This window comes from Robiginitalea sp. SC105 (assembly GCF_014243345.1).
In the GTDB taxonomy this organism is placed as follows: Bacteria; Bacteroidota; Bacteroidia; order Flavobacteriales; family Flavobacteriaceae; genus Robiginitalea.
On record NZ_JACLZF010000002.1, the window covers coordinates 97,067 to 118,861 of the forward strand.

General features: G+C 56.5%; 18 protein-coding genes, 1 tRNA gene and 1 pseudogene. 10 read left to right on the forward strand and 10 right to left on the reverse strand.

From position 1 onward, the window contains the following. Nucleotides 1-31: 31 nt before the first annotated feature. From H7F20_RS09510 to gldJ, 4 genes are all read right to left on the reverse strand, one after another. A tRNA-Val gene (locus tag H7F20_RS09510) sits at nucleotides 32-106 on the reverse strand. Nucleotides 107-155: 49 nt separating this feature from the next. Then, nucleotides 156-665: a hypothetical protein gene (locus tag H7F20_RS09515; protein ID WP_185785956.1), complete on the reverse strand. Its 510-nt coding sequence runs from the start codon at nucleotides 663-665 to the stop codon at nucleotides 156-158. Nucleotides 666-762: 97 nt separating this feature from the next. Then, nucleotides 763-2,037, reverse strand: coding sequence for a UDP-N-acetylmuramoyl-tripeptide--D-alanyl-D-alanine ligase (gene murF, locus H7F20_RS09520; protein ID WP_185785957.1), 1,275 nt, complete (start codon nucleotides 2,035-2,037; stop codon nucleotides 763-765). Nucleotides 2,038-2,106: 69 nt separating this feature from the next. Then, a complete protein-coding gene (gene gldJ, locus H7F20_RS09525) occupies nucleotides 2,107-3,768 on the reverse strand; it encodes a gliding motility lipoprotein GldJ (protein WP_185785958.1) in 1,662 nt (553 codons plus the stop codon). A gap of 416 nt (nucleotides 3,769-4,184) precedes the next feature. Between gldJ and porV the strand changes: the two genes are divergently transcribed. The 6 genes from porV (at nucleotide 4,185) to H7F20_RS09555 (ending at nucleotide 10,447) form a co-directional block, all read left to right on the forward strand. Beyond that, the gene (gene porV, locus H7F20_RS09530) at nucleotides 4,185-5,330 is read left to right on the forward strand and encodes a type IX secretion system outer membrane channel protein PorV (RefSeq protein ID WP_185785959.1); all 1,146 of its coding nucleotides are present in this window, start codon (nucleotides 4,185-4,187) and stop codon (nucleotides 5,328-5,330) included. A gap of 86 nt (nucleotides 5,331-5,416) precedes the next feature. Further along, complete coding sequence (locus H7F20_RS09535; RefSeq protein WP_185785960.1) at nucleotides 5,417-5,899, forward strand: cytidine deaminase; 483 nt, start codon at nucleotides 5,417-5,419, stop codon at nucleotides 5,897-5,899. Between the two features lie 146 nt (nucleotides 5,900-6,045). Beyond that, nucleotides 6,046-7,044, forward strand: coding sequence for a pyruvate dehydrogenase (acetyl-transferring) E1 component subunit alpha (gene pdhA, locus H7F20_RS09540; RefSeq protein ID WP_185785961.1), 999 nt, complete (start codon nucleotides 6,046-6,048; stop codon nucleotides 7,042-7,044). A 10-nt stretch (nucleotides 7,045-7,054) separates the two neighbouring features. Continuing rightward, complete coding sequence (locus H7F20_RS09545; RefSeq protein ID WP_185785962.1) at nucleotides 7,055-8,731, forward strand: pyruvate dehydrogenase complex dihydrolipoamide acetyltransferase; 1,677 nt, start codon at nucleotides 7,055-7,057, stop codon at nucleotides 8,729-8,731. Then, nucleotides 8,728-9,765, forward strand: a complete 1,038-nt coding sequence (locus H7F20_RS09550) for a M20/M25/M40 family metallo-hydrolase (protein WP_370588501.1) — start codon at nucleotides 8,728-8,730, stop codon at nucleotides 9,763-9,765. Before H7F20_RS09545 ends, H7F20_RS09550 begins: the two co-directional genes overlap by 4 nt. 1 nt (nucleotide 9,766) lies before the next feature. Continuing rightward, nucleotides 9,767-10,447, forward strand: a complete 681-nt coding sequence (locus H7F20_RS09555; RefSeq protein WP_185785963.1) for an SDR family oxidoreductase — start codon at nucleotides 9,767-9,769, stop codon at nucleotides 10,445-10,447. On the opposite strand, the gene H7F20_RS09560 is transcribed toward H7F20_RS09555, so the two are convergent. After that, a complete protein-coding gene (locus tag H7F20_RS09560; RefSeq protein ID WP_185785964.1) occupies nucleotides 10,437-10,850 on the reverse strand; it encodes a hypothetical protein in 414 nt (137 codons plus the stop codon). The two genes, H7F20_RS09555 and H7F20_RS09560, sit on opposite strands and share 11 nt — an antisense overlap. 96 nt (nucleotides 10,851-10,946) lie before the next feature. Between H7F20_RS09560 and H7F20_RS09565 the strand changes: the two genes are divergently transcribed. From H7F20_RS09565 to H7F20_RS09575, 3 genes are read left to right on the forward strand one after another with little or no spacing between them, the layout of a single operon-like run. Continuing rightward, on the forward strand, nucleotides 10,947-11,552 hold the full coding sequence (locus H7F20_RS09565) for a SprT-like domain-containing protein (RefSeq protein WP_185785965.1): 606 nt from the start codon (nucleotides 10,947-10,949) through the stop codon (nucleotides 11,550-11,552). Continuing rightward, the gene (locus H7F20_RS09570) at nucleotides 11,552-12,640 is read left to right on the forward strand and encodes a mannose-1-phosphate guanylyltransferase (RefSeq protein ID WP_185785966.1); all 1,089 of its coding nucleotides are present in this window, start codon (nucleotides 11,552-11,554) and stop codon (nucleotides 12,638-12,640) included. Before H7F20_RS09565 ends, H7F20_RS09570 begins: the two co-directional genes overlap by 1 nt. Nucleotides 12,641-12,645: 5 nt before the next feature. Further along, nucleotides 12,646-14,109: a DUF389 domain-containing protein gene (locus H7F20_RS09575; protein WP_185785967.1), complete on the forward strand. Its 1,464-nt coding sequence runs from the start codon at nucleotides 12,646-12,648 to the stop codon at nucleotides 14,107-14,109. Between the two features lie 17 nt (nucleotides 14,110-14,126). On the opposite strand, the gene H7F20_RS09580 is transcribed toward H7F20_RS09575, so the two are convergent. Beyond that, entirely contained in the window at nucleotides 14,127-14,894 is a 768-nt protein-coding gene (locus H7F20_RS09580) for an ABC transporter ATP-binding protein (RefSeq protein WP_185785968.1), read from the reverse strand. Continuing rightward, entirely contained in the window at nucleotides 14,894-15,631 is a 738-nt protein-coding gene (locus H7F20_RS09585) for an ABC transporter permease (protein ID WP_185785969.1), read from the reverse strand. Before H7F20_RS09585 ends, H7F20_RS09580 begins: the two co-directional genes overlap by 1 nt. 112 nt (nucleotides 15,632-15,743) lie before the next feature. Here H7F20_RS09585 and pafA point away from each other — a divergent pair, with 112 nt between their 5' ends. Continuing rightward, entirely contained in the window at nucleotides 15,744-17,429 is a 1,686-nt protein-coding gene (pafA, locus tag H7F20_RS09590) for an alkaline phosphatase PafA (RefSeq protein ID WP_255444053.1), read from the forward strand. Here pafA and H7F20_RS09595 read toward each other — a convergent pair. The 3 genes and pseudogenes from H7F20_RS09595 to gcvP all read right to left on the reverse strand — a co-directional run bounded on the left by H7F20_RS09595 (nucleotide 17,421) and on the right by gcvP (nucleotide 21,686). Then, complete coding sequence (locus H7F20_RS09595) at nucleotides 17,421-18,380, reverse strand: glycosyltransferase family 2 protein (protein WP_255444054.1); 960 nt, start codon at nucleotides 18,378-18,380, stop codon at nucleotides 17,421-17,423. The two genes, pafA and H7F20_RS09595, sit on opposite strands and share 9 nt — an antisense overlap. Further along, nucleotides 18,307-18,832, reverse strand: a pseudogene (locus tag H7F20_RS09600) (methyltransferase). Before H7F20_RS09600 ends, H7F20_RS09595 begins: the two are co-directional and overlap by 74 nt. 1 nt (nucleotide 18,833) lies before the next feature. Then, nucleotides 18,834-21,686: an aminomethyl-transferring glycine dehydrogenase gene (gene gcvP, locus H7F20_RS09605; protein ID WP_185785971.1), complete on the reverse strand. Its 2,853-nt coding sequence runs from the start codon at nucleotides 21,684-21,686 to the stop codon at nucleotides 18,834-18,836. Nucleotides 21,687-21,795 lie beyond the last annotated feature (109 nt).

Below are 21,795 nucleotides of genomic sequence, written 5' to 3' on the forward strand. Positions count from 1 at the left end.
GCGCCGTTGGGCGCGGGATTTCTGCTTGATGTGGGATATACTGGATTCGAACCGGTGACCTCTGCCCTGTCAAGGCAGCGCTCTAAACCAACTGAGCTAATATCCCCGAAGGCGGTGCAAGATCGTAAAAATATCGCAGAGCGTAAAGTACCCGGTTAAGAATCCGACAATTTGTTTTCGACAAAGGTCGTACAGGGCCCGCAGGACCTGCGCAGGTGGTGTCCCAGCAAATCGTACCGGTTTTCCCTCAGGCCGGATACCACCACGTATTCAGCGGGCATATTTTGCAGGATTTTGGCGATCATCGGCCCCGAGTGTTCGGTAAGGGTGTAGTTGATCCGGCATCCCGAACAGCGGAGCACCAGCAGGTTGTCCCGGTGGTCCCAGAGTTCCAGGTTACGGCTCCCGCATTTGCTGCAATGTCCCTGGTCTTCCTTCCAGCGGTTGAGGCAATACTGAACAATGAGGTGGCTTCGGATGGCATCGGAATGCGAACGAAGCCATTGGCGTTTGACGCGTTGCTGGCGGGGGATTTCAAAGAAATGGTAAATGCCGGCTGTGAGCACTGCGGCACCGGATGTGGCAATAAGGAGGCTGGGCCCGACCGTGGAAAGGAAGGAAGCCAGAAGCAGGAGACCCGTTGAGAGGGGGAGCGTACATATCATAATCCGGGGCTTTTCAACGAGGACGCGGAAGGTAATAAACTGGTTATGAGCCGGGCAAGGAAGCGGCAGTTTTAACGAAATTTTAAGATCCCTGCACTCAGAGGACCTCCAGAACACGTTCCAATGCCATCCCCCGGGACCCTTTAATGAGCAGGGTTGCAGGCGCTTCGATGGGTCTGGCCTTCAATTCGGAAACCAGGGACTCAAAATCCGGATACCGGGATACCGGCAGCCCGGTCTCATAAAAATTCCGGCCCACCAGGTAGAGTTGGTCGGGCCTTTGCTGAAGGGCCAATTGGGCGATCTTTTCATGCTCTGTTGCCGCATCCGCACCGAGTTCGAACATATCCCCAAGGATGATAATTTTCCTGGGGGCATCCAGGGCGGCAAAATGCTCCAGGGCAGCCGCCATACTGGTCGGGTTTGCATTGTAGGCATCAAGGACAATGCGCAATTGTCCCCGCTCCAGCATTTGGGAGCGGTTGTTTTCAGAGCGGTAGGCCTCCAGGGCTTCGGCTATGCCCTCCAGGGGTACGCCGAAATAGGTGCCGATAAAGGCAGCTGCTGCACAGTTGGTGAAATTGTAGTTCCCGATGAGCCCGGTATGAATCTCTCTTCCCCTTACTTCTAGGCTTACGGTGGAACCTCCCGTTAGGTTGCGGATGACCTCGAATGCCGGATTCGTAATGGAAAACCCTGCCTGGTTTCCGTATTCGCCCAACTTTTCGACCTGTATGGGATCATCGGCATTCATGAAGACTGTCCCACCATTTTCCATTAAAAATCGGTACAGTTCGGTTTTGCCCTTTACGACCCCTTCGACCCCCCCGAAGCCTTCCAGGTGGGCCTTTCCAAAATTGGTTATATAACCGTAATCCGGCCGGGCAATCTCGCTTAGGAATCCGATTTCCCCCTGGTGGTTGGCCCCCATCTCGATGACCGCCATTTCCGTTTCCCGGGTAATGCGCAGCAGGGTCAGGGGAACGCCTATGTGGTTGTTGAGGTTGCCCCTGGTGGCCAGCGTCCTGAATTTTTTGGATAGTACGGCGGCAATCAGCTCCTTGGTGGTGGTTTTCCCATTGCTGCCTGTCAGCCCGATAATGCGTGCCTTGCTGTGCATCCTGTGGTGGGTGGCCAGTTGCTGCAGGGCCGTAAGCGTATCCGCCACGCGGATGCAGCGCGGCTCCCCGGGAAAATCCTCATCCACCACGGAAAAAGCCGCCCCTTTGGCGAGGGCTTCGATGGCAAAATCGTTTCCGTTGAAATTAGGGCCTTTGAGGGCGAAAAAAATCCCGTTTTCCGGGATGCTCCGGCTGTCGGTACTCACCTTTGGGTGCTTCAGGAACAGGGCGTGGAGGGCTTCTGTGGTCATGGAGGTAAATATAAAAAGCCCCGGACATTGCCGGGGCCTTTTATTAAATTTTTATGGTATCCGAACGTACTAGCGGACTTTTTTCCCGCGAACGGTTTTGTTCTTGGTTTTGGATTTGGATCCCACCCGCGACATGGCGCAGCGGAAGCCGATGTAATCGGTGGCCATATATTGCGGCAGGTAGCGGCGCTGGGCCGGATCCAGCCAGTAGGCCCGGTCCCTCCAGGAACCTCCCTTGTACACACGCACCTCGTCATTGATCAGGCTGGTGCGGTGGTTGCTCTCGTCGTACTGACGGACCAACTTACCGGCAGAATCCCGTTCGACAGAGTGTTTGGGAGAGTTGTACATGGCTGGCTTCTCCTCGTCTTCGCCATAGAAATCTGCGAACCGTGAGGAACTCGGGTCCCCGTCGCGGTACCCGCGATTATCTGATTTGGAGAAATTGGTCCGCAGGTAGGTTTCCTGCTCATCCACAGCCACCATTTTAACCTCCCCGGGCAGGTTGACGGCTACCACTTTTCCTGTGGGCAGCGTATCGTAGATAATGCTGTCGCGCAGTACCTGTACTTTTCCGTCTTCCCCGATCGCGGCTTTCATAAAGATGTTGCCTCGGAAATAGTTAAAGTCGCTGATTTCGTCATCCACGATCGGCCGGTAGACATCCGCTACCCATTCGGCCACGTTTCCGGCCATATCATAGAGGCCCAGGTCGTTGGGTTTATAGGACTTGACCTCGGCGGTAATATCCGCGCCGTCGTCTGACCATCCGGCAATCCCGCCGTAATCACCCTTGCCTTGTTTGAAGTTGGCGAGCTGGTCGCCCCGTCCGACACGCTGGCCATTCCGGGTATAATCCCCGTCCCATGGATATTTCTTGCGCCCGCGGTAGTTGTTGTACTCCCGGGAGCCCTGAAGCGCCTGGGCGGCGTATTCCCATTCCGTTTCCGTTGGCAGGCGGTATTCCGGCATGATGATGCCCGTGCTCCGCTTGGCAAAAACAGGTACGGAATCCTTTTGGGCCTTCCCGGTAAGGGAATCGATCTGCCCGCCATAGACGGACCCGGGGCGGTTCAGGTAGGCCTCCGTGCTGAAGGTCCCCCCAATTTCCCCGTTCATAGCCCGGTACTTAACATCCTCGGCGAGGTATCCTTCCCGCTCTAGCATGGCTTCGTTCACGCGGTCGGTACGCCATTCGGCAAATTGTACGGCCTGCACCCAGTTGACACCCACCACCGGATATTCCGCATAGGCGGGGTGGCGCAGGTAATTGTTGGTCATCGTTTCATTGAACCCGAGGCGGTTCCTCCATACCAGGGTATCGGGCAGGGCGCCTTCATAGATCGCCGTGTATTGAGGGTTCTCAGGAGGATAAACACTTTTCAGGTAATCGAGGTATTCCAGGTACATGACGTTGGTCACCTCGGTTTCGTCCATATAGAACGACTGCACGTGCTGCGTGGTGGGGGTGTTGTTCCAGTCGTGCATCACGTCGTCCTGAAGCTTTCCTTTCGTGAAGGTTCCCCCTTCTACGAATACCAGGCCCGGTGCCGTTTCCTGCTCCTTAAAGTCGGTGTTGTACTGGAAGCCGCCTTCCTTGGCGTTGATCTTCCAGCCCGTCGCCCGGGAGGTATTCTTGCCTCCCCCTCCGGAGTTCTTGCAACTCTGCAGGCTCAGGGAACCGGCGATAACGGCTGCCGACAGTAATGCGCTGATTCGTGTTCGTTTCATCTGTATTTAGGACTTAGGTTCATGTCAGACCGTACAAGCCGGTCTGCTGGTTACTGACAATTTGTAAATTGGTTTCTCGGCTAATACAACGGGCAAAAGCCTATTATATTTTACCAGTTGCCAAAATTTACCGACCGGAAAGCCAGAGGCCCGCCGGTGGGGTTATCTTTCCAATGATAACGGGTAAATACAGGTTATAGTATGCTTTGGAAATTACTTTTTGGAGGGCTGCATCCGGCCAGTCAAATCCTGAACCGTAAGGTGCGGATGGTTCAGCTGCCCAATTTGTCACACCGGGAATTGGTGCCGACAGGCAAGATTTCGTCGATTATCTCGTTTTAGAACAATACATCGAGAAAAATTAAGTTATTCAGAATTCTGTAGGAAGTTTGCAAATAGTTTATATGTTTGGTAGCATGAAGAAAATCAGCTTACTCCTCCTCCTGGCAATTGGGGTTAAAACCATGGCCCAGGAAGGAGAACGCGTTATTACCACTGCGGTACCTTTCCTGACCATTGCCTCGGACGCCCGGGCTTCGGGGATGGGCGATGTGGGGGTAGCCACCAGTACGGACGCCTTTTCCCAGCAATGGAACCCTGCCAAGTTTGCTTTTGCAGACCGGAAAATGGGGGTGGGGATCAGCTATACGCCCTACCTGGAGAGCATCATCACGGATATCGCGTTGCTCAACGGTAGTTATTTCAACAAAATCAACGAACGTAGTGCTTTCGCAGTCTCCATCCGGTATTTTACGCTTGGGGAGATCGAATTGCGGAATACCTTCCAGGAGAACGGCACTACCGTCAAGCCGAACGAACTGGCTATCGACGGATCCTATGCACTGAAGCTGAGCGAAACTTTTTCCATGGCAGTTGCAGGCCGGTTTATCAACTCCAACCTGGAAATCCCGCAACTGGATAATGCCGTACAGGCCGGAAGCACCTTTGCCGTGGATATTGCAGGGTATTACCGGGGGCCGGAGAAGGCCTATGACAGTTTTGACGGGCGCTGGCGTGGCGGGTTCAATATTTCCAACCTGGGCGGTAAAATAAAATACGACGACGGGGGGCAGGAAAACTTTCTTCCTACCAACCTGGCCCTGGGCGGCGGGTTCGATTTCATCTTCGATATGGACAATGTCCTTGCCCTGACCGGGGAGATCAACAAATTACTGGTGCCCACCCCCCAGGATTTTGACGGGGATGGCGACCTGGATGCGGAGGACAACCAGGAATACCAGAATATCGGCTTTTTCGAAGGGGTGTTTAAATCCCTTGGGGATGCCCCGGACGGATTTGGGGAAGAGCTAAAGGAAATGACCTGGGCGCTGGGTGCCGAGTACAGATACCGCGATCAGTTCATGCTGCGGGGCGGGTATTTCAACGAATCGGAAGATAAGGGATTCCGGAAATTTTTCAGCCTGGGTGCTGGCTTCCGCTACAGCAATGTTCAGATAGACCTGTCGTACCTGTTTTCCACTGCCCAGGTGCGCAACCCTCTGGAGAATACACTTCGCTTTTCCCTCAGTTTCCACCTGGGAGAAGAGTTCTACAACGACTGACCCGGAACCAAACGAATTTACTGGAACCTGCCCGAACCGGGCAGGTTTTTTTATGACCGGCCCGGCCAAAAACGTATCTTTCAACTATGGAGAAACGACATATTGGTTTTGACCTGATCGTATATGCGGACCCTTCCGGGCTGCCGCAGGAAGACCAGGAACTGCTCCGGGCCGCCCGGGAGGCGACCTCCGGGTCCTATTCCCCGTATTCCCGTTTCCGGGTAGGGGCCGCCCTGAGGCTGGCCACGGGGGAAACGGTCATTGGCAGCAATCAGGAAAACGCCTCTTTTCCTTCGGGCCTTTGTGCAGAGCGGGTGGCTGTTTTCCAGGCTGGCGCTCGTTTTCCCGGTGCGGAAATACTGGCGCTGGCCATCTACGCGAGCGCCCCAGACGGGAAACCGCACCCGCCCGCTGCCCCCTGTGGCAATTGCCGGCAATCCCTACTGGAATACGAGCACCGGCAGGAATCCCCTATCCGCATTTTGTTGCATGCCGGCCGGGAGGTCTATGAATGCCCGTCGGTAGGGGCGGTGCTCCCCCTGGGATTCGATCCGGGATTCCTTTCCTGAAGCCATCGGGCGCGCGGGAAAACCATATCGGATTATCCATTTTTCCGTGAATGATTTAATATGTATTTTTGCTTCCCTAGCCCGGGGGAATCCACCGCATTCAGGCATTCCCGAGCCACCGCGTGCTGGCTTCAAAAACAGACTCAATGAAAAAAATCACCAAAGAAGTATATCTACAATGGTATGAGGATATGCTGTTCTGGCGTAAGTTCGAGGATAAGCTCGCCGCCGTATATATCCAGCAGAAAGTCCGGGGCTTCCTGCACCTGTACAACGGCCAGGAGGCCGTACTCGCGGGTTCCCTGCACGCCATGGATATGGAGAAGGACCGGATGATAACGGCCTACCGAAACCACGTGCAGCCCATCGGGCTGGGGGTAGACCCGAAAAGGGTAATGGCCGAGTTGTACGGAAAGGTGACCGGCACTTCCAAGGGAATGGGTGGATCCATGCATATTTTTTCAAAGGAACACCGCTTCTACGGCGGGCACGGCATTGTTGGGGGACAGATCCCGCTTGGGGCGGGGCTCGCCTTTGCCGATAAATATTTTGAGCGTGACGCCGTTACGCTCTGTTACATGGGGGATGGCGCCGTCCGCCAGGGAAGCCTCCACGAAACCTTCAACCTGGCCATGCTCTGGCAGTTGCCGGTGGTTTTTATTTGTGAGAACAACGGATATGCGATGGGTACCTCTGTGGCACGGACCTCCCATTCCACTGAAATCTGGAAACTCGGACTGGGCTACGAAATGCCCTGCGGCCCGGTAGACGGCATGGACCCCGTCACGGTGGCAGAAGAAGTCTACAAGGCGGTGGATCGGGCGCGAACCGGAGGGGGGCCTACCTTCCTGGAGATGAAGACTTACCGCTACAGGGGACATTCCATGTCGGATGCCCAACATTACCGGACCAAAGAGGAGGTTGAAGAATACAAGAAAATCGATCCGATTACCCAGGTACTCGATGTGATCAAGGACAAGAGATATGCCACGGACGAGGAAATCGCGGCTATCGACAAGCGGGTAAAAGACCGGGTCAAGGAATGTGAGAAATTTGCGGAAAAGTCGGATTTCCCGCCGGTAGAACAATTGTACGAGACCGTTTACGAACAGGAGGATTATCCGTTCCTGTCGCATAAATTATAAGATACAGCAGATGGCAGAAATCATTAAAATGCCCCGGCTCAGCGATACCATGGAAGAAGGAACCGTGGCCAAGTGGCTGAAGAAAGTCGGAGACAAGGTGGAAGAAGGCGATATCCTCGCGGAGATCGAAACCGACAAGGCGACCATGGAATTTGAATCCTTCTACGAAGGAACGCTGCTCCATATCGGCATCGAGGAAGGTGACGGGGCCCCAGTGGATGCGTTGTTGGCTATTGTAGGCAAGGAGGGGGAAGACATTTCTGCACTTCTCGATGGAGGTGCTGGCGGATCCGGGAAAACTGAAGGCGACAAGGAACCCGAAAGTAAATCCGGAGCCGGGGAGAAAGCGCCGGAACCGAAGAAAGGCCAAAAAAGCGAAATCCCGGAAGGCGTCGAGATCGTAAGGATGCCGCGCCTGAGCGACACTATGGAGGAAGGTACGGTCGCCAGCTGGATCAAGAAGAAGGGCGACAAGGTGGAAGAAGGGGATATCCTGGCCGAGATAGAAACGGACAAGGCCACCATGGAATTTGAGTCTTTCTACTCGGGCACCCTTTTGTACATCGGCATCGATGAAGGAGAATCGGCCCCGGTGGATTCGGTCCTGGCTGTTATTGGCCCGGAAGGCACCGATGTGGATGCCGTCTTGAGTGGCGGAGCGGATTCCGGATCGGGCTCTGAGGGCCCGGCAGAAGATTCAGGCCCCGTCGAAGCATCTTCCACGGCTGCGGATAGCAAGCCCGGCGCAGGAGATGCGACCCCCCAGACAACTTCAGGGGACAGCGCTTCGGAAGACGGGCGGATTTTTGTATCGCCCCTGGCCCGTAAAATGGCGGAAGACAAGGGAATCGACCTGAAAGAGGTTTCCGGATCCGGGGACAACGGCAGGATCGTGAAGCGGGATATCGAAAACTTTACCCCGTCTGCCAAACCGGCGGTAGTTGCCCAGGCACCTGCCGGACAAGCGGCACCAGCGCCTGCCGCTATCATGGCTCCGGCCGGTGAGGAGTCCACGGAAGAGGTCAAGAATTCCCAGATGCGCAAGGTGATCGCCAAAAGGTTGAGCGAATCCAAGTTCACTGCCCCGCACTACTACCTGACCATTGAGGTCGATATGAGCGAGGCCATGGCCTCACGGGCACGGATCAACGAATTGCCGGACACCAAGGTTTCCTTCAACGATATGGTCGTGAAGGCCTGCGCCATGGCTTTGCGGAAGCACCCCCAGGTGAACACCTCATGGAATGGCGATACCACACGCTATAACGGTCACGTTCATATAGGCGTGGCAGTGGCTGTGGAGGATGGCCTGGTCGTACCCGTACTGAAATTCACCGACCAGATGAGCCTGACCACCATTGGTTCCGCCGTCAAGGACCTGGCCGGGCGCGCACGCAACAAGAAACTGACCCCCGCCGAAATGGAGGGAAGCACTTTCACGGTTTCGAACCTGGGGATGTTCGGCATCCGCGAGTTCACATCCATCATCAACCAGCCGAATTCTGCCATCCTGTCTGTCGGGGCCATTGTGGAGAAACCCGTCGTGAAGGACGGGCAGATCGCAGTGGGCAATACGATGACCATTACCCTGGCTTGTGACCATCGCACGGTGGACGGGGCCACCGGTGCGCAATTCCTGCAAACGCTGCGGTCCTATCTGGAATACCCGGTAACCATGCTGGCGTGAGGTTTTTGCAGCTACCGGTACGGCTGAAATCCGGGCTGGGACTGCTCCTTGGTGCAGCTTGTGCCCTTTTGCTCAGCTCCTGCGGGGCAGGGAGGACCGGAGGCGTCAGCAAACCTTCAGGCGACACCCATCCCGTTGGGGGGAACAAAGCGTCCGCTGCTCCGGTAGTGTTTGCGGATTCCCTGTTATTGCTCGGCAGCCTGAACCTCCTGGCATCCGATGCGTTAAAGGGCCGGGATACCGGCTCGGAAGGCCTGGAGAAGGCTGCGGACTTCCTGCAAACCCGGCTTGAGGCATTCGGCATCCAACCCTATTTTGAGACCTACCGGGATACCCTTTCCAATACCCGGGAAACCGCATTCAACATTGTGGGCTACCTGCCAGGGAGCGATCCGGGCCTCTCGGGGGAAATGGTGGTCCTGGGAGCCCATTACGACCATATCGGCATTGTCAACATGAAAAACGGGGATGCCATTGCCAATGGAGCCAATGACAATGCGTCCGGTACGGCAACCCTCCTGGAAATAGCCAGGTACTTCAGCCAGGTCCGGCCGCCGGCGCGGAGCCTGGTCTTTGCTTTTTTCAGCGCAGAGGAACGGGGTTTGCTCGGGTCTGCCCACCTGGCGAGGAAGCTCAGGGAACGCGATACCAGGCTTTATGCCATGCTCAATTTTGAAATGACCGGGGTGCCCATGCAGGGCAAAACGTACCTGACGTATCTGACAGGGTATGAAAAGAGCAACCTGGCGGCCCTGTGCAACCAGTTCGGTGGCGAGGGCCTGGTGGGATTCCTGCCCGCGGCCGGTGAATACAACCTGTTTCAGCGGTCCGACAACTATTCCTTTTACAGGGAATTCCAGGTGCCTGCCCATACCTTCTCAACCTTTGATTTCAACAATTATCCCTATTACCACGATGTGGCCGATGAAGCCTCAGAAATGGATTACGGGCATATGGCTCGGGTGGTGGACCGGCTCATACCGGCGGTCCGCGGGGTGGCGGATTCCCCGGCGGGGACTTTAAAACTCAACTGATATGGCACGAATCGTAGTTACGGGAACCAGCCGGGGCATTGGCTTTGAACTGGTCCAAAAATGGGCGGCTTCCGGGCACCAGGTCCTGGGCCTTTCCCGGAATGCATCCCCGGTGGCCGGACTCGGCCTCCCGGGAGTAACATCCCGCTCATTTGATATTACCCAACAGGCGGATTCGGACCGGGTCGCCGAATGGGTAAAGGAACACTGGGGCGGGGTGGATATCCTCGTTCACAATGCAGGCAGCCTGGTAAACAAGCCGTTCCGGGATACCGGGGTGGAAGATTTTGAAGCGGTCTACCGGGTCAATGTATTCGGCGTGGCCATGCTGACGCGTGCCCTGCTGCCTTTGATGGAGAAGGAGGGCCACGTGCTGGTTATCAGCTCCATGGGCGGGATACAGGGCAGCGCCAAATTCCCGGGTCTGGCAGCATACAGCTCAAGCAAGGGGGCGGTGATTATCCTGACCGAATTGCTGGCGGAAGAATATGCGGAAACCGGTCCATCCTTCAACGCACTTGCCCTCGGCGCCGTGCAGACGGAAATGCTGGAAGCTGCCTTCCCGGGGTACAAGGCACCGGTATCGGCATCAGACATGGCAGCCTATGTCGCAGAATTTGCCCTTACGGGCCACGCCCTCTTTAACGGGAAGGTTTTGCAGGTGAGCAATTCTACTCCCTGACGCCGGAAACCCTTTCAAAGCGGTAGACACAGGGTTCGATACATGGATAATAGAAGACCAGCTGCCCGTTTTCCAAACGCCCCTGTATGCCCCTGGAGAAACTGTCTCCACAGGTGATCAGAATTTCCGTTACCCCGATCCGGGTAAAGGTGCCCGTTTGGCGGTTCCCTTCTTCGAACACCCGGCAAACATGGAAGTTGGCCTCGAAGGTGTTGTCCTGCCTCAGGGTGATTTCAAAACCGGCATCGCTGGGTGCGAATTCCCCGCTTCCATCCCCGGGGTCAAACAGCACCTCGGTCAGCAGCCAGGTTCCTTCCAGTTCATCGGCCAGGACCACGTCATCGTTGTCCTCCTGGCAACCCAGCAGGAGGCACCCCAGGAAAAGCACAAATATCTTTTTCATGCCTATAAGATACGGGAAACCGGCAGAGGTTGGCTGCTGGCGGGGAATTAATTGCCCATATCCCGCCAGCAGGGATTAATTTTTACATTTGCACCTATGGATGACGTTTTGAAACGCTACCTCCCAGAACGCAGTGTGGAACCCTGCCTGGAACTGATCCGTACCTGTGGCGTACACCTGAAAATCGTCAAGAGCAGGCAGACGCGCCATGGGGATTACCGGCGGCTGCCCGGAGGCGGGCATCTCATTACCGTCAATGCCTCCCACAACAGGTACCGCTTCCTGATTACCCTCATCCACGAATTGGCGCACCTTGTGGCTTTTGAGCGTTATGGCCGTCAGATCAAACCCCATGGCAGGGAATGGAAGTATACCTTCCGGGACCTGATGCTGCCGCTGCTGCGGCCGGATATCTTTCCCGAGCGGCTGCTGCCCCACCTGGCCCGGCATTTCAGGAATCCAAAAGCCAGCAGCAGCACGGATACTGCCCTGGCACTCGCACTCAAATCCTATGACCCGGATGCAGGGGAGCAGCAGTATGTTTTCCAGCTGCCCGAAGGGGCCACCTTCCGCCTGTACAACGGCCGGATCTTCCGGAAAGGCCCCCGTAAAATTAAGCGCTATCAATGCCTGGAGGTAGCCACCGGAAAATTGTATCTTTTCCAGCCGCACGCGGAAGTTGAACTATTGACACGAAACTGATGAAAAACACGAACTATTACGCCGTCCTGATGGCCGGCGGGGTGGGCTCCCGCTTCTGGCCGGTCAGCACCCAGCGCTTTCCCAAGCAGTTCCACGATATGCTGGGTACCGGTCAGTCCCTGTTGCAGAAGACCTTTTCGCGCCTGGCCCGGTTCATACCGGAGGAACACATCCTGATCCTGACCAACGCCCGGTACAGCGACCAGGTACTGGAGCAGTTGCCAGGGGTATCAAAGGAACAGATCATCGGGGAACCCGCCATGCGGAATACCGCCCCCTGTATCCTCTACGCCGCCCTGAAGATCCGGAAGATGAATCCGGAAGCATTGATGCTGGTGGCCCCGAGCGACCATTGGATCGAGGACGAAGCCGCCTTTGAGCGTGACGTGGAGGCTTGCTTTGCGCAATGTGCGGACTACCGGACATTGTGTACGCTCGGCATTCAGCCTACCTTCCCCAACACGGGGTTTGGCTATATAGAATACGACGCCGGGGAAACAGTCGGCTCCGGGCTCAGGACCGTCCGGCAATTCCGGGAAAAACCCGATTACCAAACGGCCAGGCAATTCCTGTCTCAGGGCAATTTCCTCTGGAACGCCGGGATATTTGCCTGGAGCGCCGCCGGCATTGTTTCGGCCTTTGAACAGTACCAGCCCGGGATGTACGGGATGTTTCTGAAAGGCCTGGATACCTACAACACCGAAGCGGAATCGGCCTTTATCGACCAGCACTACCCCACGGCCGAGAACGTGTCCATCGACTATGCCATCATGGAACGTTCCGATGCCGTGAAGGTACTGCCGGCCAGTTTTGACTGGAACGACCTGGGGACCTGGGGGTCGCTGTACGATAAGATGGACAAGGACGAGGGGCAGAATGCCATTGCCCAGGGCAACGTACTCCTGAAGGACAGCAGCGGGAACATGGTCCGCCTGCCGGAGGGAAAGGTTGCCGTCCTCGAGGGAATGCGGGACTTTATAGTCATCGACAAGCCCGATGTCCTGATGATCATCCCGCGGGAGCGGGAACAGGAAATCAAACAATGGGTCGCCGAGGTCCGCAGGACCTGTGGGGACGAATATATCTGAAACCTATGGAAGAAAAACTGAACCAGGATAACCTGACCCCTACCGAAAGCCCGGATAGCGGGGACGAAGTAAAGAAGGACTTTCAGGGACTTGTTGGCAGTATCCGGAAATTTCTGTCCGAATTGCTCAACATCCGGAGTAATACAGACCAGGATGCGGCCAAGGAGGCCATCATCGCCGATATCCCCTTCAAAGGACATACCGCGTGGATCCTCGTTTGCTCGATTTTTATCGCTTCGGTGGGCCTGAATGCCAACTCCACGGCCGTAGTCATCGGCGCCATGTTGATCTCCCCCCTGATGGGCCCCATCCTCGGTATCGGGATGTCCATAGCGATCAACGATATCGATACGCTCAGGCGCTCCCTGAAGAATTTCGCCATCATGGTGGTCCTGAGCGTCCTGACGGCCTACCTCTTTTTCGAGTTTTTCCCGCTGAGGGATGAATCTTCCGAGCTGCTTGCGAGGACCGAACCGGATATCCGCGACGTGCTCATCGCCTTTTTCGGCGGCCTTGCCCTGGTCATTGCCAGGGCCAAGAAGGGAACCATTGCCAGCGTGATCTTTGGTGTGGCCATTGCTACCGCCCTGATGCCGCCGCTTTGTACCGTCGGCTTTGGCCTGGCCATCGGAAACTGGGATTATGCTGCCGGGGCCATGTACCTCTTTACGATCAATACCATCTTTATTGCACTTGCCACCTTCCTGATCTTGAAAATCCTGCGGTTTCCCATGGTGCGCTATGCCAATTCCAAGCGCCGGCGGTTTGTGGCACGGATGGCCTCCCTGGTGGCGGTCCTGGTGATGGTGCCTGCCGGGTATACGTTTTATAAAGTCTTCCAGGAGTCCCGCTTCAAAGGGCAGGCCCGGCAGTTTATCAGCGAGACGATTGGTATCTACCAGTTCCCGGGAAATGGCCGGTATATGGAAAACCTCACCCAGATCTCCTATAAGGAGGATGGCGGCTCGGTCATTGAACTGGTCTGTATGGGGGATGATCCCATCCCGGATAATGTCATTCAGACGTGGCGCGCCCGTAAAAATTCCTATTCCAAGCTCTCGGAGGCCGAGCTGAAGATCGTACAGGGGGGGCAGAGCGATGACCAGGAAAAGTTCCGGTATGTCAATGAGCTGTACGAGGCCAAGAAGGCCGAGGTACTCAATAAGGACGAGCGCATCCGGCTGCTGGAAGAACAACTCACCAATATGCAGAGCCTGGCAAAGGGCATGGTTCCGTTTGAGGAAATATCCGCGGAGGCGCGTGCCAGCTACGAAAACCTGAAAGGCCTTGGTTTTGCCTATACGCTGCAGACCGATTTCAGCAAGACGGATACGATCCCGCTGTTCGAGGCCCGGTGGAAAGACAATGTGCCCCAGGCCGTCCGGCAGGAAGACCAGCGACGCCTGTCCAACTGGTTGCAGACGCGGCTGAAGAACCCGAAAATCCAGGTGCGGGAAGCAGGGGGCTGATCGGCCGAAAGGCTGGATCAGTTCTTTCCTTCCAGGTACATCTGCCGTACCTTCTTGAAGAGTTCGGAGGAATAGACAAAATTGGTTACGGCCTCGTTATCCGTGCGGAAAATCTCTTTTTTGGTGCCCTCCCATTCCTTGATCCCGTTTTTAAGGAATACGATCTTTTCCCCGATCTCCATCACCGAATTCATGTCGTGGGTATTGATCACCGTGGTGATGTTGTATTCCTCGGTAATCTCCTGAATCAGGTTGTCGATGAGCATGGCGGTCTTCGGGTCCAGCCCGGAATTCGGCTCGTCGCAAAAAAGGTATTTGGGGTTCATGACGATGGCGCGGGCAATAGCGACCCGTTTCTGCATCCCCCCTGAAATCTCGGCGGGGTATTTTTTATGCGCATCCACCAGGTTGACGCGGTGGAGCACAAAATCCACCCGTTCCTGCATTTCGGCCCGGGATTTCTTCGTAAACATATCCAGGGGGAACATGACATTGCCTTCCACGGTCATGGAATCGAAGAGCGCACTGCCCTGGAACACCATCCCCATCTCCTGCCTCAGGTCGCGCCGGACTTCCGGGGCCATTTCCGAATAGGCCTTGCCCTCATAGCGGATGGTGCCATCCGTAGGCGTAAGCAGCCCGAGGAGGCACTTCATGAATACCGTCTTCCCGGATCCGCTCTGGCCGATGATCAGGTTGGTCTTCCCCTTTTCGAAGGTGGTGGATATCCCCTTGAGCACCTCGGTGTCTCCGAACGTTTTGCGCAGGTTTTCAACTTCGATCATCAGCCGAGGAGTAATTGGGTTAAGATATAATTCATCACGATGATGACCACACTGGTCCAGACAAAGGAAACGGTGGAAGCCTTGCCCACCTCCAGGGCGCCCCCTTTCATATAGAAACCGTGGAAGGACGGGATCGTTGCGATGATAAACGCAAACACCACCGATTTGACAAAGGAGTACACCACGTGGAACGGTATGAAATCCAGCTGCAGGCCTTCGATGAAATCCGCACTGGAGCTGAAGCCGCCGAAGACCCCCGCAATCCAACCGCCGAGGATACCGATATACATGGCGATAGCCACCACGAAGGGGTAGAGGAACATGGCGATGATCTTTGGGAAAACCAGGTAGTTCAGGGCATTGACCCCCATGACCTCCAGGGCGTCGATCTGCTCGGTCACCCGCATGGTGCCGATGCTCGAGGTAATATAGGATCCGACCTTGCCCGCCATGATGATGGAAGTAAAGGTCGGGGCAAACTCCAGGATTACGGACTGTCGTGTCGCAAAGCCGATCAGGTTTTTCGGTATCAGCGGGTTGCTGATATTCAGGGCCGTCTGTATGGCTACCACCCCACCTATAAAAAAGGAAATAAAGATGATAATCCCCATGGAACCATAGATCAGCTCATCGATTTCCTTCAGGATCAGGGATCGCATGATTGGCCACTTGGTGGGCTTTTTGAAAGTCTCGACAATCATGATTGCGTAACTCCCTATAGATGCCAGGTAGTTCATAGGTAGCGCTGGGCTTAGGAGTCGTAAAAATAACAATATTCACGTTGATTTGAATCCGGATCGGGAATAGAAAGGGAGGTAATCCCTATTTTTGGCGGTAAAACCAGATCAAATGGAGTCATTTTATATAAAGGGCAGGGGATTCATGCTGCTGGCACTGCTGTTGACAGCCGGTCATCTCGCTGCCCAGGTTACCATACGGGAACGCAGGGGGGAGCAACGGGAAGAAGTTTTTGACCAGCCCCCGAAGCTCATCGTGGGTATCGTGGTAGACCAGATGCGGTTCGACTACCTTTCCCGCTTCTGGAACCATTACGGGGAGGATGGTTTCCGGCGGTTGGCCGGGGACGGCTTCCTCTGCAGGAACCACCACTTCAACTACGCCCCGACCAGCACCGGCCCGGGACACGCTTCGGTGTATACCGGGGCAACCCCTGCTGTGCACGGCATCATCGGGAACAACTGGTACGACAAGGAAACCGGTGAAGATGTCTATTGCGCGGGCGACAGCCAGGTGCAATCGGTCGGGACTGAATCCGGGGCCGGCATGAATTCGCCCCACAGGTTGCTGGTGACTACCATTACCGACGAGCTCCGGCTGCACCACCAGATGCGTTCCAAGGTGGTCGCAGTTTCCCTGAAGGACCGGGGTGCCGTGCTTCCCGGGGGTTTTACCGCCAATGCGGCCTATTGGTTCGAAGGGGGGCAGGACGGGAACTGGATCAGTAGTTCGTACTATATGGAGGCGCTTCCCGATTGGGTGCGCAAATTCAACGCGTCCGGTGCCGCCGGAGCCTACAAACGGGTCTGGGAACCTGCAGAACCCCTGCGGACCTATGTGGAAAGCAACCTGGACAATGTGCCCTACGAAAGCCCCTTTGCCGGGCAGGAGGCCCCGGTATTCCCATACGACCTACCTGCGCTCTGGGACGGGAACGGGGCATTCGACCTGTTGCGGATAACGCCCTTTGGCAACAGCCTGACCCTGGACTTTGCCCTGGAGGCCCTGAAAGAAGAAGAGCTGGGTGCGGACCTGATCACGGATTTTTTGGCGATCAGTTTTTCAAGCACCGATTATGTGGGCCATAAATTCGGGGTGGATTCCAAGGAAGTACAGGACACCTATATCCGACTGGACCGCGACCTGGCCCGCCTGCTGGACGAACTGGATGACCGCGTTGGGGAGGGGGAGTACACCGTCTTCCTGACTTCCGATCACGGGGCCGTGCCCGTACCTGCCTACCTGGCAGATGCCGGTGTCCGTGCCGGATACCCGGACAATGCCTTGATACAGAAGCAATTCGGGGAATTTCTCCGGTATACCTACGGGACCACCGAGATCATCAAAGCCTCATCAAACTCCCAGTTATTCCTGGATCGGGATGTGATCCGGAACCTGGAACTGGACCCTTCGGAAGTGGAGGCGCAACTCGCTGCTGAATTATTGGGCTATGAGGGTATTTACCAGGTGTACACCGGCACCCAGATGCGTGGGGCATCCTACAAACAGGGGATCCCGGCTATCCTCCAAAACGGTTTCAACCAGAAACGGTCCGGGGACGTGCTGATCGTATACGATCCCGGGTTTGCCCAGTACAGCCCAACGGGGTCCACCCACGGTACGGTCCACAACTACGATACCCACGTACCCCTGATTTTTTACGGGAAGGGGATCCCGCGCGGACAGCTCTATCGCAGGACCGAGATCCCGGATATTGCCCCCACCCTTGCTGCCATGCTCGGGATTGCCTTTCCAAGCGGGACCACCGGGGAACCGATTGCGGAAGTCTTAAAGTAGTTTCCTGCGGATTTCCCGCCACCTCCACTGCCGGGCAAAGGCGCCTTCCTGCCGGGTGAGCATCCGGCCTTTGCCGGAAAAAACCGCGCGGAGGTATCCGGCAAGGTGGTAAAAGGGGAGCAGGGGTTTCCTTCGTTTCCAGGCCATCTTCAGGGAAGACAACAGGCTGATGCCTATGCCATAACGCAATTGGTAGAGCGATTCGCCCTGGAGGCGGGCATTCCGGGCGGAGTAAGCAAAACCCGTGGGCCGCAGGTGCCTTACCCGCAGGCCCGGGAGGGTTTTTACGCCATATCCGTGGAAGCGGGCAAGGAGCGTATCGGCTGTATCCCAGCCAATGGAAGGGCGCAGGCCGCCAATGGTGCGAAAGCAGGGCGCGCTGTAGAGTTTGATGGGGCCCCTTACGTGCTCGGGCCCTGAGATAGGTTCATAGACCATTTTCCCATTCCTTTCCACGTACAGGTGCCCGCCGCAAATCCCCAGGCCGGGGTTCTGTTCGAAGGCCTCCAGGACTTTTTCGAAATAATCCGGGGGAAGGAGGATGTCGGCATCGAATTTGCCGATATAATCATAGGGCTCACGCAATTGTTCCAGGCCAAAGTTGAAGCATTCCACCACCTTGGCCCCGGGCTGGTGCCCCTGCTCCGGCGATTCCCGCCTTATTGCCTGAATCCAGGGATACCGGGAGGCGAAGTCCGCAGCGATGTCCCCGGTCCGGTCCGTACTGTTGTCATCCACGATGAGCAGCATATCCGGGGGGCGTTCCTGCTCGGCAAAGGATTCCAGGCACGCACCGAGTTGCCCCGCTTCATTGTGGGCGGGCATGATTACTGTAAGCCGTTTATCCGATCCGTCAGTCAATTCCAGGGATTTCCGGTTATTGGCCCGTGCGTTCTGCGTAGACCAGGTAATAGCGGGGGGTAAACCGCCGGAGCAGCGGGCGGACCCCAAATTTGCGCACGGGGTGGGCCCATTGCAGCCGGTCCTTGATTTCCCAGCCGGACTTTTCCAGCAGCCAGTCGAACTGCCAGGCTTCAAATTCGTGGAAATGCCGGTCGCGCGCATCCGTCCGGGAGCGGTAGGCACTGACAAACCAGAGCTTCAGCGGGATGCTGGCAAGCAGTTTATCACCAGGGATGGCCCGCAGGACGTTGTATGGAGCAACCAGGTGTTCCAGGATCTCAAATGCCGTCCACCACCCCGGCTTGCGTGTTTTCAATAGCCTCCAGGTCGTCGTCCAGGTCTTCCCCCGAGGTATTGGCCACGGTATATCCATTGTCGCGCATGATTTTTGCGAAGGGGTTGTCCACCCCCAGGTCCAGGATGGTTTCCCCGGTATCAATATGTTTCTTCAGGAACTCCAGCGTCAGGCGATACCGTTTTTCGGGATAGTGGGTGTACATCTTACTGGACGGTTTCCGCATAGGCTTCCATGGAGGCACAGGTGCACATGAGGTTCCGGTCCCCGAACGCGTCGTCCACCCTGCGCACACTTGGCCAGAATTTGTTTTCCCGGACGTAAGGCAGGGGGAAGGCGGCTTCCTCCCGGCTGTACGGGTAGTCCCAGCTGTTTGCAGTAACCATCTCCAGGGTGTGCGGGGCATTTTTCAGGAGGGGGTTGGGTTCCGCCCCCGAATTTTCGATTTCCTGTCGGATGGACAACAAGGCATCGCAGAAGCGGTCCAGCTCTTCCAGGCTTTCGCTTTCCGTCGGTTCAATCATCATGGTACCGGCCACCGGGAAGGAAACCGTGGGCGCGTGGAAGCCGTAATCGATCAGCCTTTTGGCGATATCGGTCACTTCCACACCCAGTTTCTTGAAGGGCCGGCAGTCGATGATCATCTCGTGTGCCGCCCGTCCCAGCTCCCCGGTATAGAGGATGGGATACGCCTCCTTGAGGCGCTCTTTCATGTAGTTGGCGTTCAGGATGGCAACCTTGGTGGCCTGGGTGAGCCCCTCGGCCCCGAGCATCCGGATATAGGCATAGGAGATCAGGCATACCAGGGCGCTTCCCCAGGGGGCTGCCGAGATGGCGGGGATCCCCTCGGCCCCGCCGGTTTCGATCAGCGGGTTTTTGGGAAGGAACGCAACCAGCTGGGGCGCCACGCAAATAGGACCCACCCCCGGGCCGCCCCCGCCGTGCGGGATGGCAAAGGTCTTGTGGAGGTTCAGGTGGCAGACATCCGCGCCAATGGTGGCCGGGTTGGTCAGCCCTACCTGGGCATTCATGTTGGCGCCGTCCATATACACCTGCCCCCCGTGATCGTGGATCAGTTGGGTAACCTGGCGTATGGATGACTCAAACACCCCGTGGGTCGAGGGGTAGGTTACCATCAGGGCAGCCAGCGAATCGCTGTGCGCCAACACCTTTTCCTCCAGGTCGGCCACGTCGATATTCCCCTTTTCGTCCGTCTTGGTAACCACCACCTGCATGCCGGCCATGACAGCCGATGCCGGGTTGGTACCATGGGCGGAAGCCGGGATCAGGCACACATCGCGGTGCCCTTCGCCCCTGGATTCGTGATAGGCCCGGATCACCATCAGGCCTGCGTACTCGCCCTGTGCCCCGGAATTGGGCTGGAGGGAGGTAGCCGCGAAGCCGGTGATTTCGGTCAGGTAGTCCTCCAGTTTGCGGAGCATTTTCTGGTAGCCGGTTGCCTGCCCGATGGGTACAAAGGGGTGCAGGTTCCCCCATTCCGGCATACTCAGCGGCAGCATTTCGGAGGCGGCATTTAATTTCATGGTGCAGGACCCCAGGGAAATCATGGACTGGTTGAGTGATAGGTCCTTGCGTTCCAGCCTTTTCAGGTAACGCATCATCTCGGTCTCTGAGTGGTAGCGGTTGAATACGTCCTGCTGCAGGTAAGCAGATTGCCGTTGCAGGCCTTCCGGGATGCGCATCCCGTCCCCGAAATCCTCACAGGCTACCGGGTCTGCCCCAAGGGCTTTTGCAAATACGCCCAGGATTTCTGTAACATCCTGCGGGCCCGTGGTTTCGTTCAGGGAAACGGATACAGCAGTGGCGGAAAAATAATTCAGGTTGATGCCGGCTGCTTCGGCAACGGGCCGAACCTTCTCCGGGGTTGCGGCCACAGTGACCGTATCAAAATAGGAGGTATGTACCAGGGTGAGCCCCATTTTCTCCAGGCCTTCCGCCAGGGATACCGCGGCCGCATGGATGCGTCCCGCAATGGCCCGGAGGCCCGCCGGGCCGTGGTAAACCGCATAGGCCCCGGCCATGACCGCCAGCAGGACCTGGGCGGTACAGATATTGGAGGTGGCCTTGTCCCGTTTAATGTGCTGTTCCCGGGTTTGCAGGGCCATGCGCATGGCAGGTTTCCCGTCCATGTCCTTGCTCAGCCCGATGATGCGCCCTGGAATTTGCCGTTTGTAGGCTTCCCGGGTGGCAAAGAAAGCTGCGTGCGGCCCCCCGTAACCCAGGGGAACCCCGAACCGCTGGCTGCTGCCAACCACCACATCGGCCCCGAATTCCCCAGGGGGTACCAACAGGCAGAGGCTCATCAGGTCGGCGGCAAAAGCCACCTTGATATCCAGGGTATGCGCGTGGGCAACGAATTCGCTGTAATCCCGGATTGCCCCGTTGGCGTCAGGGTACTGGAGGAGCACCCCGAAATAGGATTCGTCCAGGCCGGCTTCGGATGGGTCGCCAACGACCAGCTCAATTTTGAGGGGAGCTGACCGCGTTTCCAGCAGGGCCATTGTTTGGGGGAGCACCCCTTCGGACACAAAAAATCGGTTGCAACCGGCTTTTTTCTGGTCCCGGCTGCGCAGCTCGAAGATCATGGTCATGGCTTCGGCCGCAGCGGTGCTTTCATCCAGCAGCGAAGCGTTGGCAAGTTCCATACCGGTCAGGTCGCTGATCACGGTCTGAAAATTGATCAGCGCTTCCAGGCGTCCCTGGGCGATTTCGGCCTGATAGGGGGTATAAGCAGTGTACCAGCCCGGGTTTTCCAGGATGTTCCGTTTGATGACGGAAGGGGTGATGGTCGGGTGGTAGCCAAGTCCGATATAGCTCTTCAGCAGCTGGTTTTCCCGGCCCAGCTCGTGGATGTGCTGCAGGAATTCGTATTCGCTCATAGGCGGGTCCAGCTGCATCTGGCTTTTGAGCCTGATGCCGTCCGGCAGGGTTTCGTAAATCAATTGTTCGAGGTTTTCCACCCCGATCCGCTCGGTCATGGACGAGAGGTCCCCCGGGCGGATGCCCAAATGACGGGAGGCAAATTGCGCAGTTTTCATGGAAGTCCGATTCAACTTTTAAGGACACAAAATTAGGTATAAATTACTGGATAACCGCACGTGCGGTTGTCCGGCAGGCCGAAAGTTTTTAACCGTTCCCCGGGCTTAT

Bases quoted from the DNA above. Each gene is read 5' to 3' on its own strand.
- H7F20_RS09515 (WP_185785956.1), bottom strand. From the start codon at position 665: ATGATATGTACGCTCCCCCTCTCAACGGGTCTCCTGCTTCTGGCTTCC.
- murF (WP_185785957.1), bottom strand. From the start codon at position 2,037: ATGACCACAGAAGCCCTCCACGCCCTGTTCCTGAAGCACCCAAAGGTG.
- gldJ (WP_185785958.1), bottom strand. From the start codon at position 3,768: ATGAAACGAACACGAATCAGCGCATTACTGTCGGCAGCCGTTATCGCC.
- porV (WP_185785959.1), top strand. From the start codon at position 4,185: ATGAAGAAAATCAGCTTACTCCTCCTCCTGGCAATTGGGGTTAAAACC.
- H7F20_RS09535 (WP_185785960.1), top strand. From the start codon at position 5,417: ATGGAGAAACGACATATTGGTTTTGACCTGATCGTATATGCGGACCCT.
- pdhA (WP_185785961.1), top strand. From the start codon at position 6,046: ATGAAAAAAATCACCAAAGAAGTATATCTACAATGGTATGAGGATATG.
- H7F20_RS09545 (WP_185785962.1), top strand. From the start codon at position 7,055: ATGGCAGAAATCATTAAAATGCCCCGGCTCAGCGATACCATGGAAGAA.
- H7F20_RS09555 (WP_185785963.1), top strand. From the start codon at position 9,767: ATGGCACGAATCGTAGTTACGGGAACCAGCCGGGGCATTGGCTTTGAA.
- H7F20_RS09560 (WP_185785964.1), bottom strand. From the start codon at position 10,850: ATGAAAAAGATATTTGTGCTTTTCCTGGGGTGCCTCCTGCTGGGTTGC.
- H7F20_RS09565 (WP_185785965.1), top strand. From the start codon at position 10,947: ATGGATGACGTTTTGAAACGCTACCTCCCAGAACGCAGTGTGGAACCC.
- H7F20_RS09570 (WP_185785966.1), top strand. From the start codon at position 11,552: ATGAAAAACACGAACTATTACGCCGTCCTGATGGCCGGCGGGGTGGGC.
- H7F20_RS09575 (WP_185785967.1), top strand. From the start codon at position 12,646: ATGGAAGAAAAACTGAACCAGGATAACCTGACCCCTACCGAAAGCCCG.
- H7F20_RS09580 (WP_185785968.1), bottom strand. From the start codon at position 14,894: ATGATCGAAGTTGAAAACCTGCGCAAAACGTTCGGAGACACCGAGGTG.
- H7F20_RS09585 (WP_185785969.1), bottom strand. From the start codon at position 15,631: ATGAACTACCTGGCATCTATAGGGAGTTACGCAATCATGATTGTCGAG.
- pafA (WP_255444053.1), top strand. From the start codon at position 15,744: ATGGAGTCATTTTATATAAAGGGCAGGGGATTCATGCTGCTGGCACTG.
- gcvP (WP_185785971.1), bottom strand. From the start codon at position 21,686: ATGAAAACTGCGCAATTTGCCTCCCGTCATTTGGGCATCCGCCCGGGG.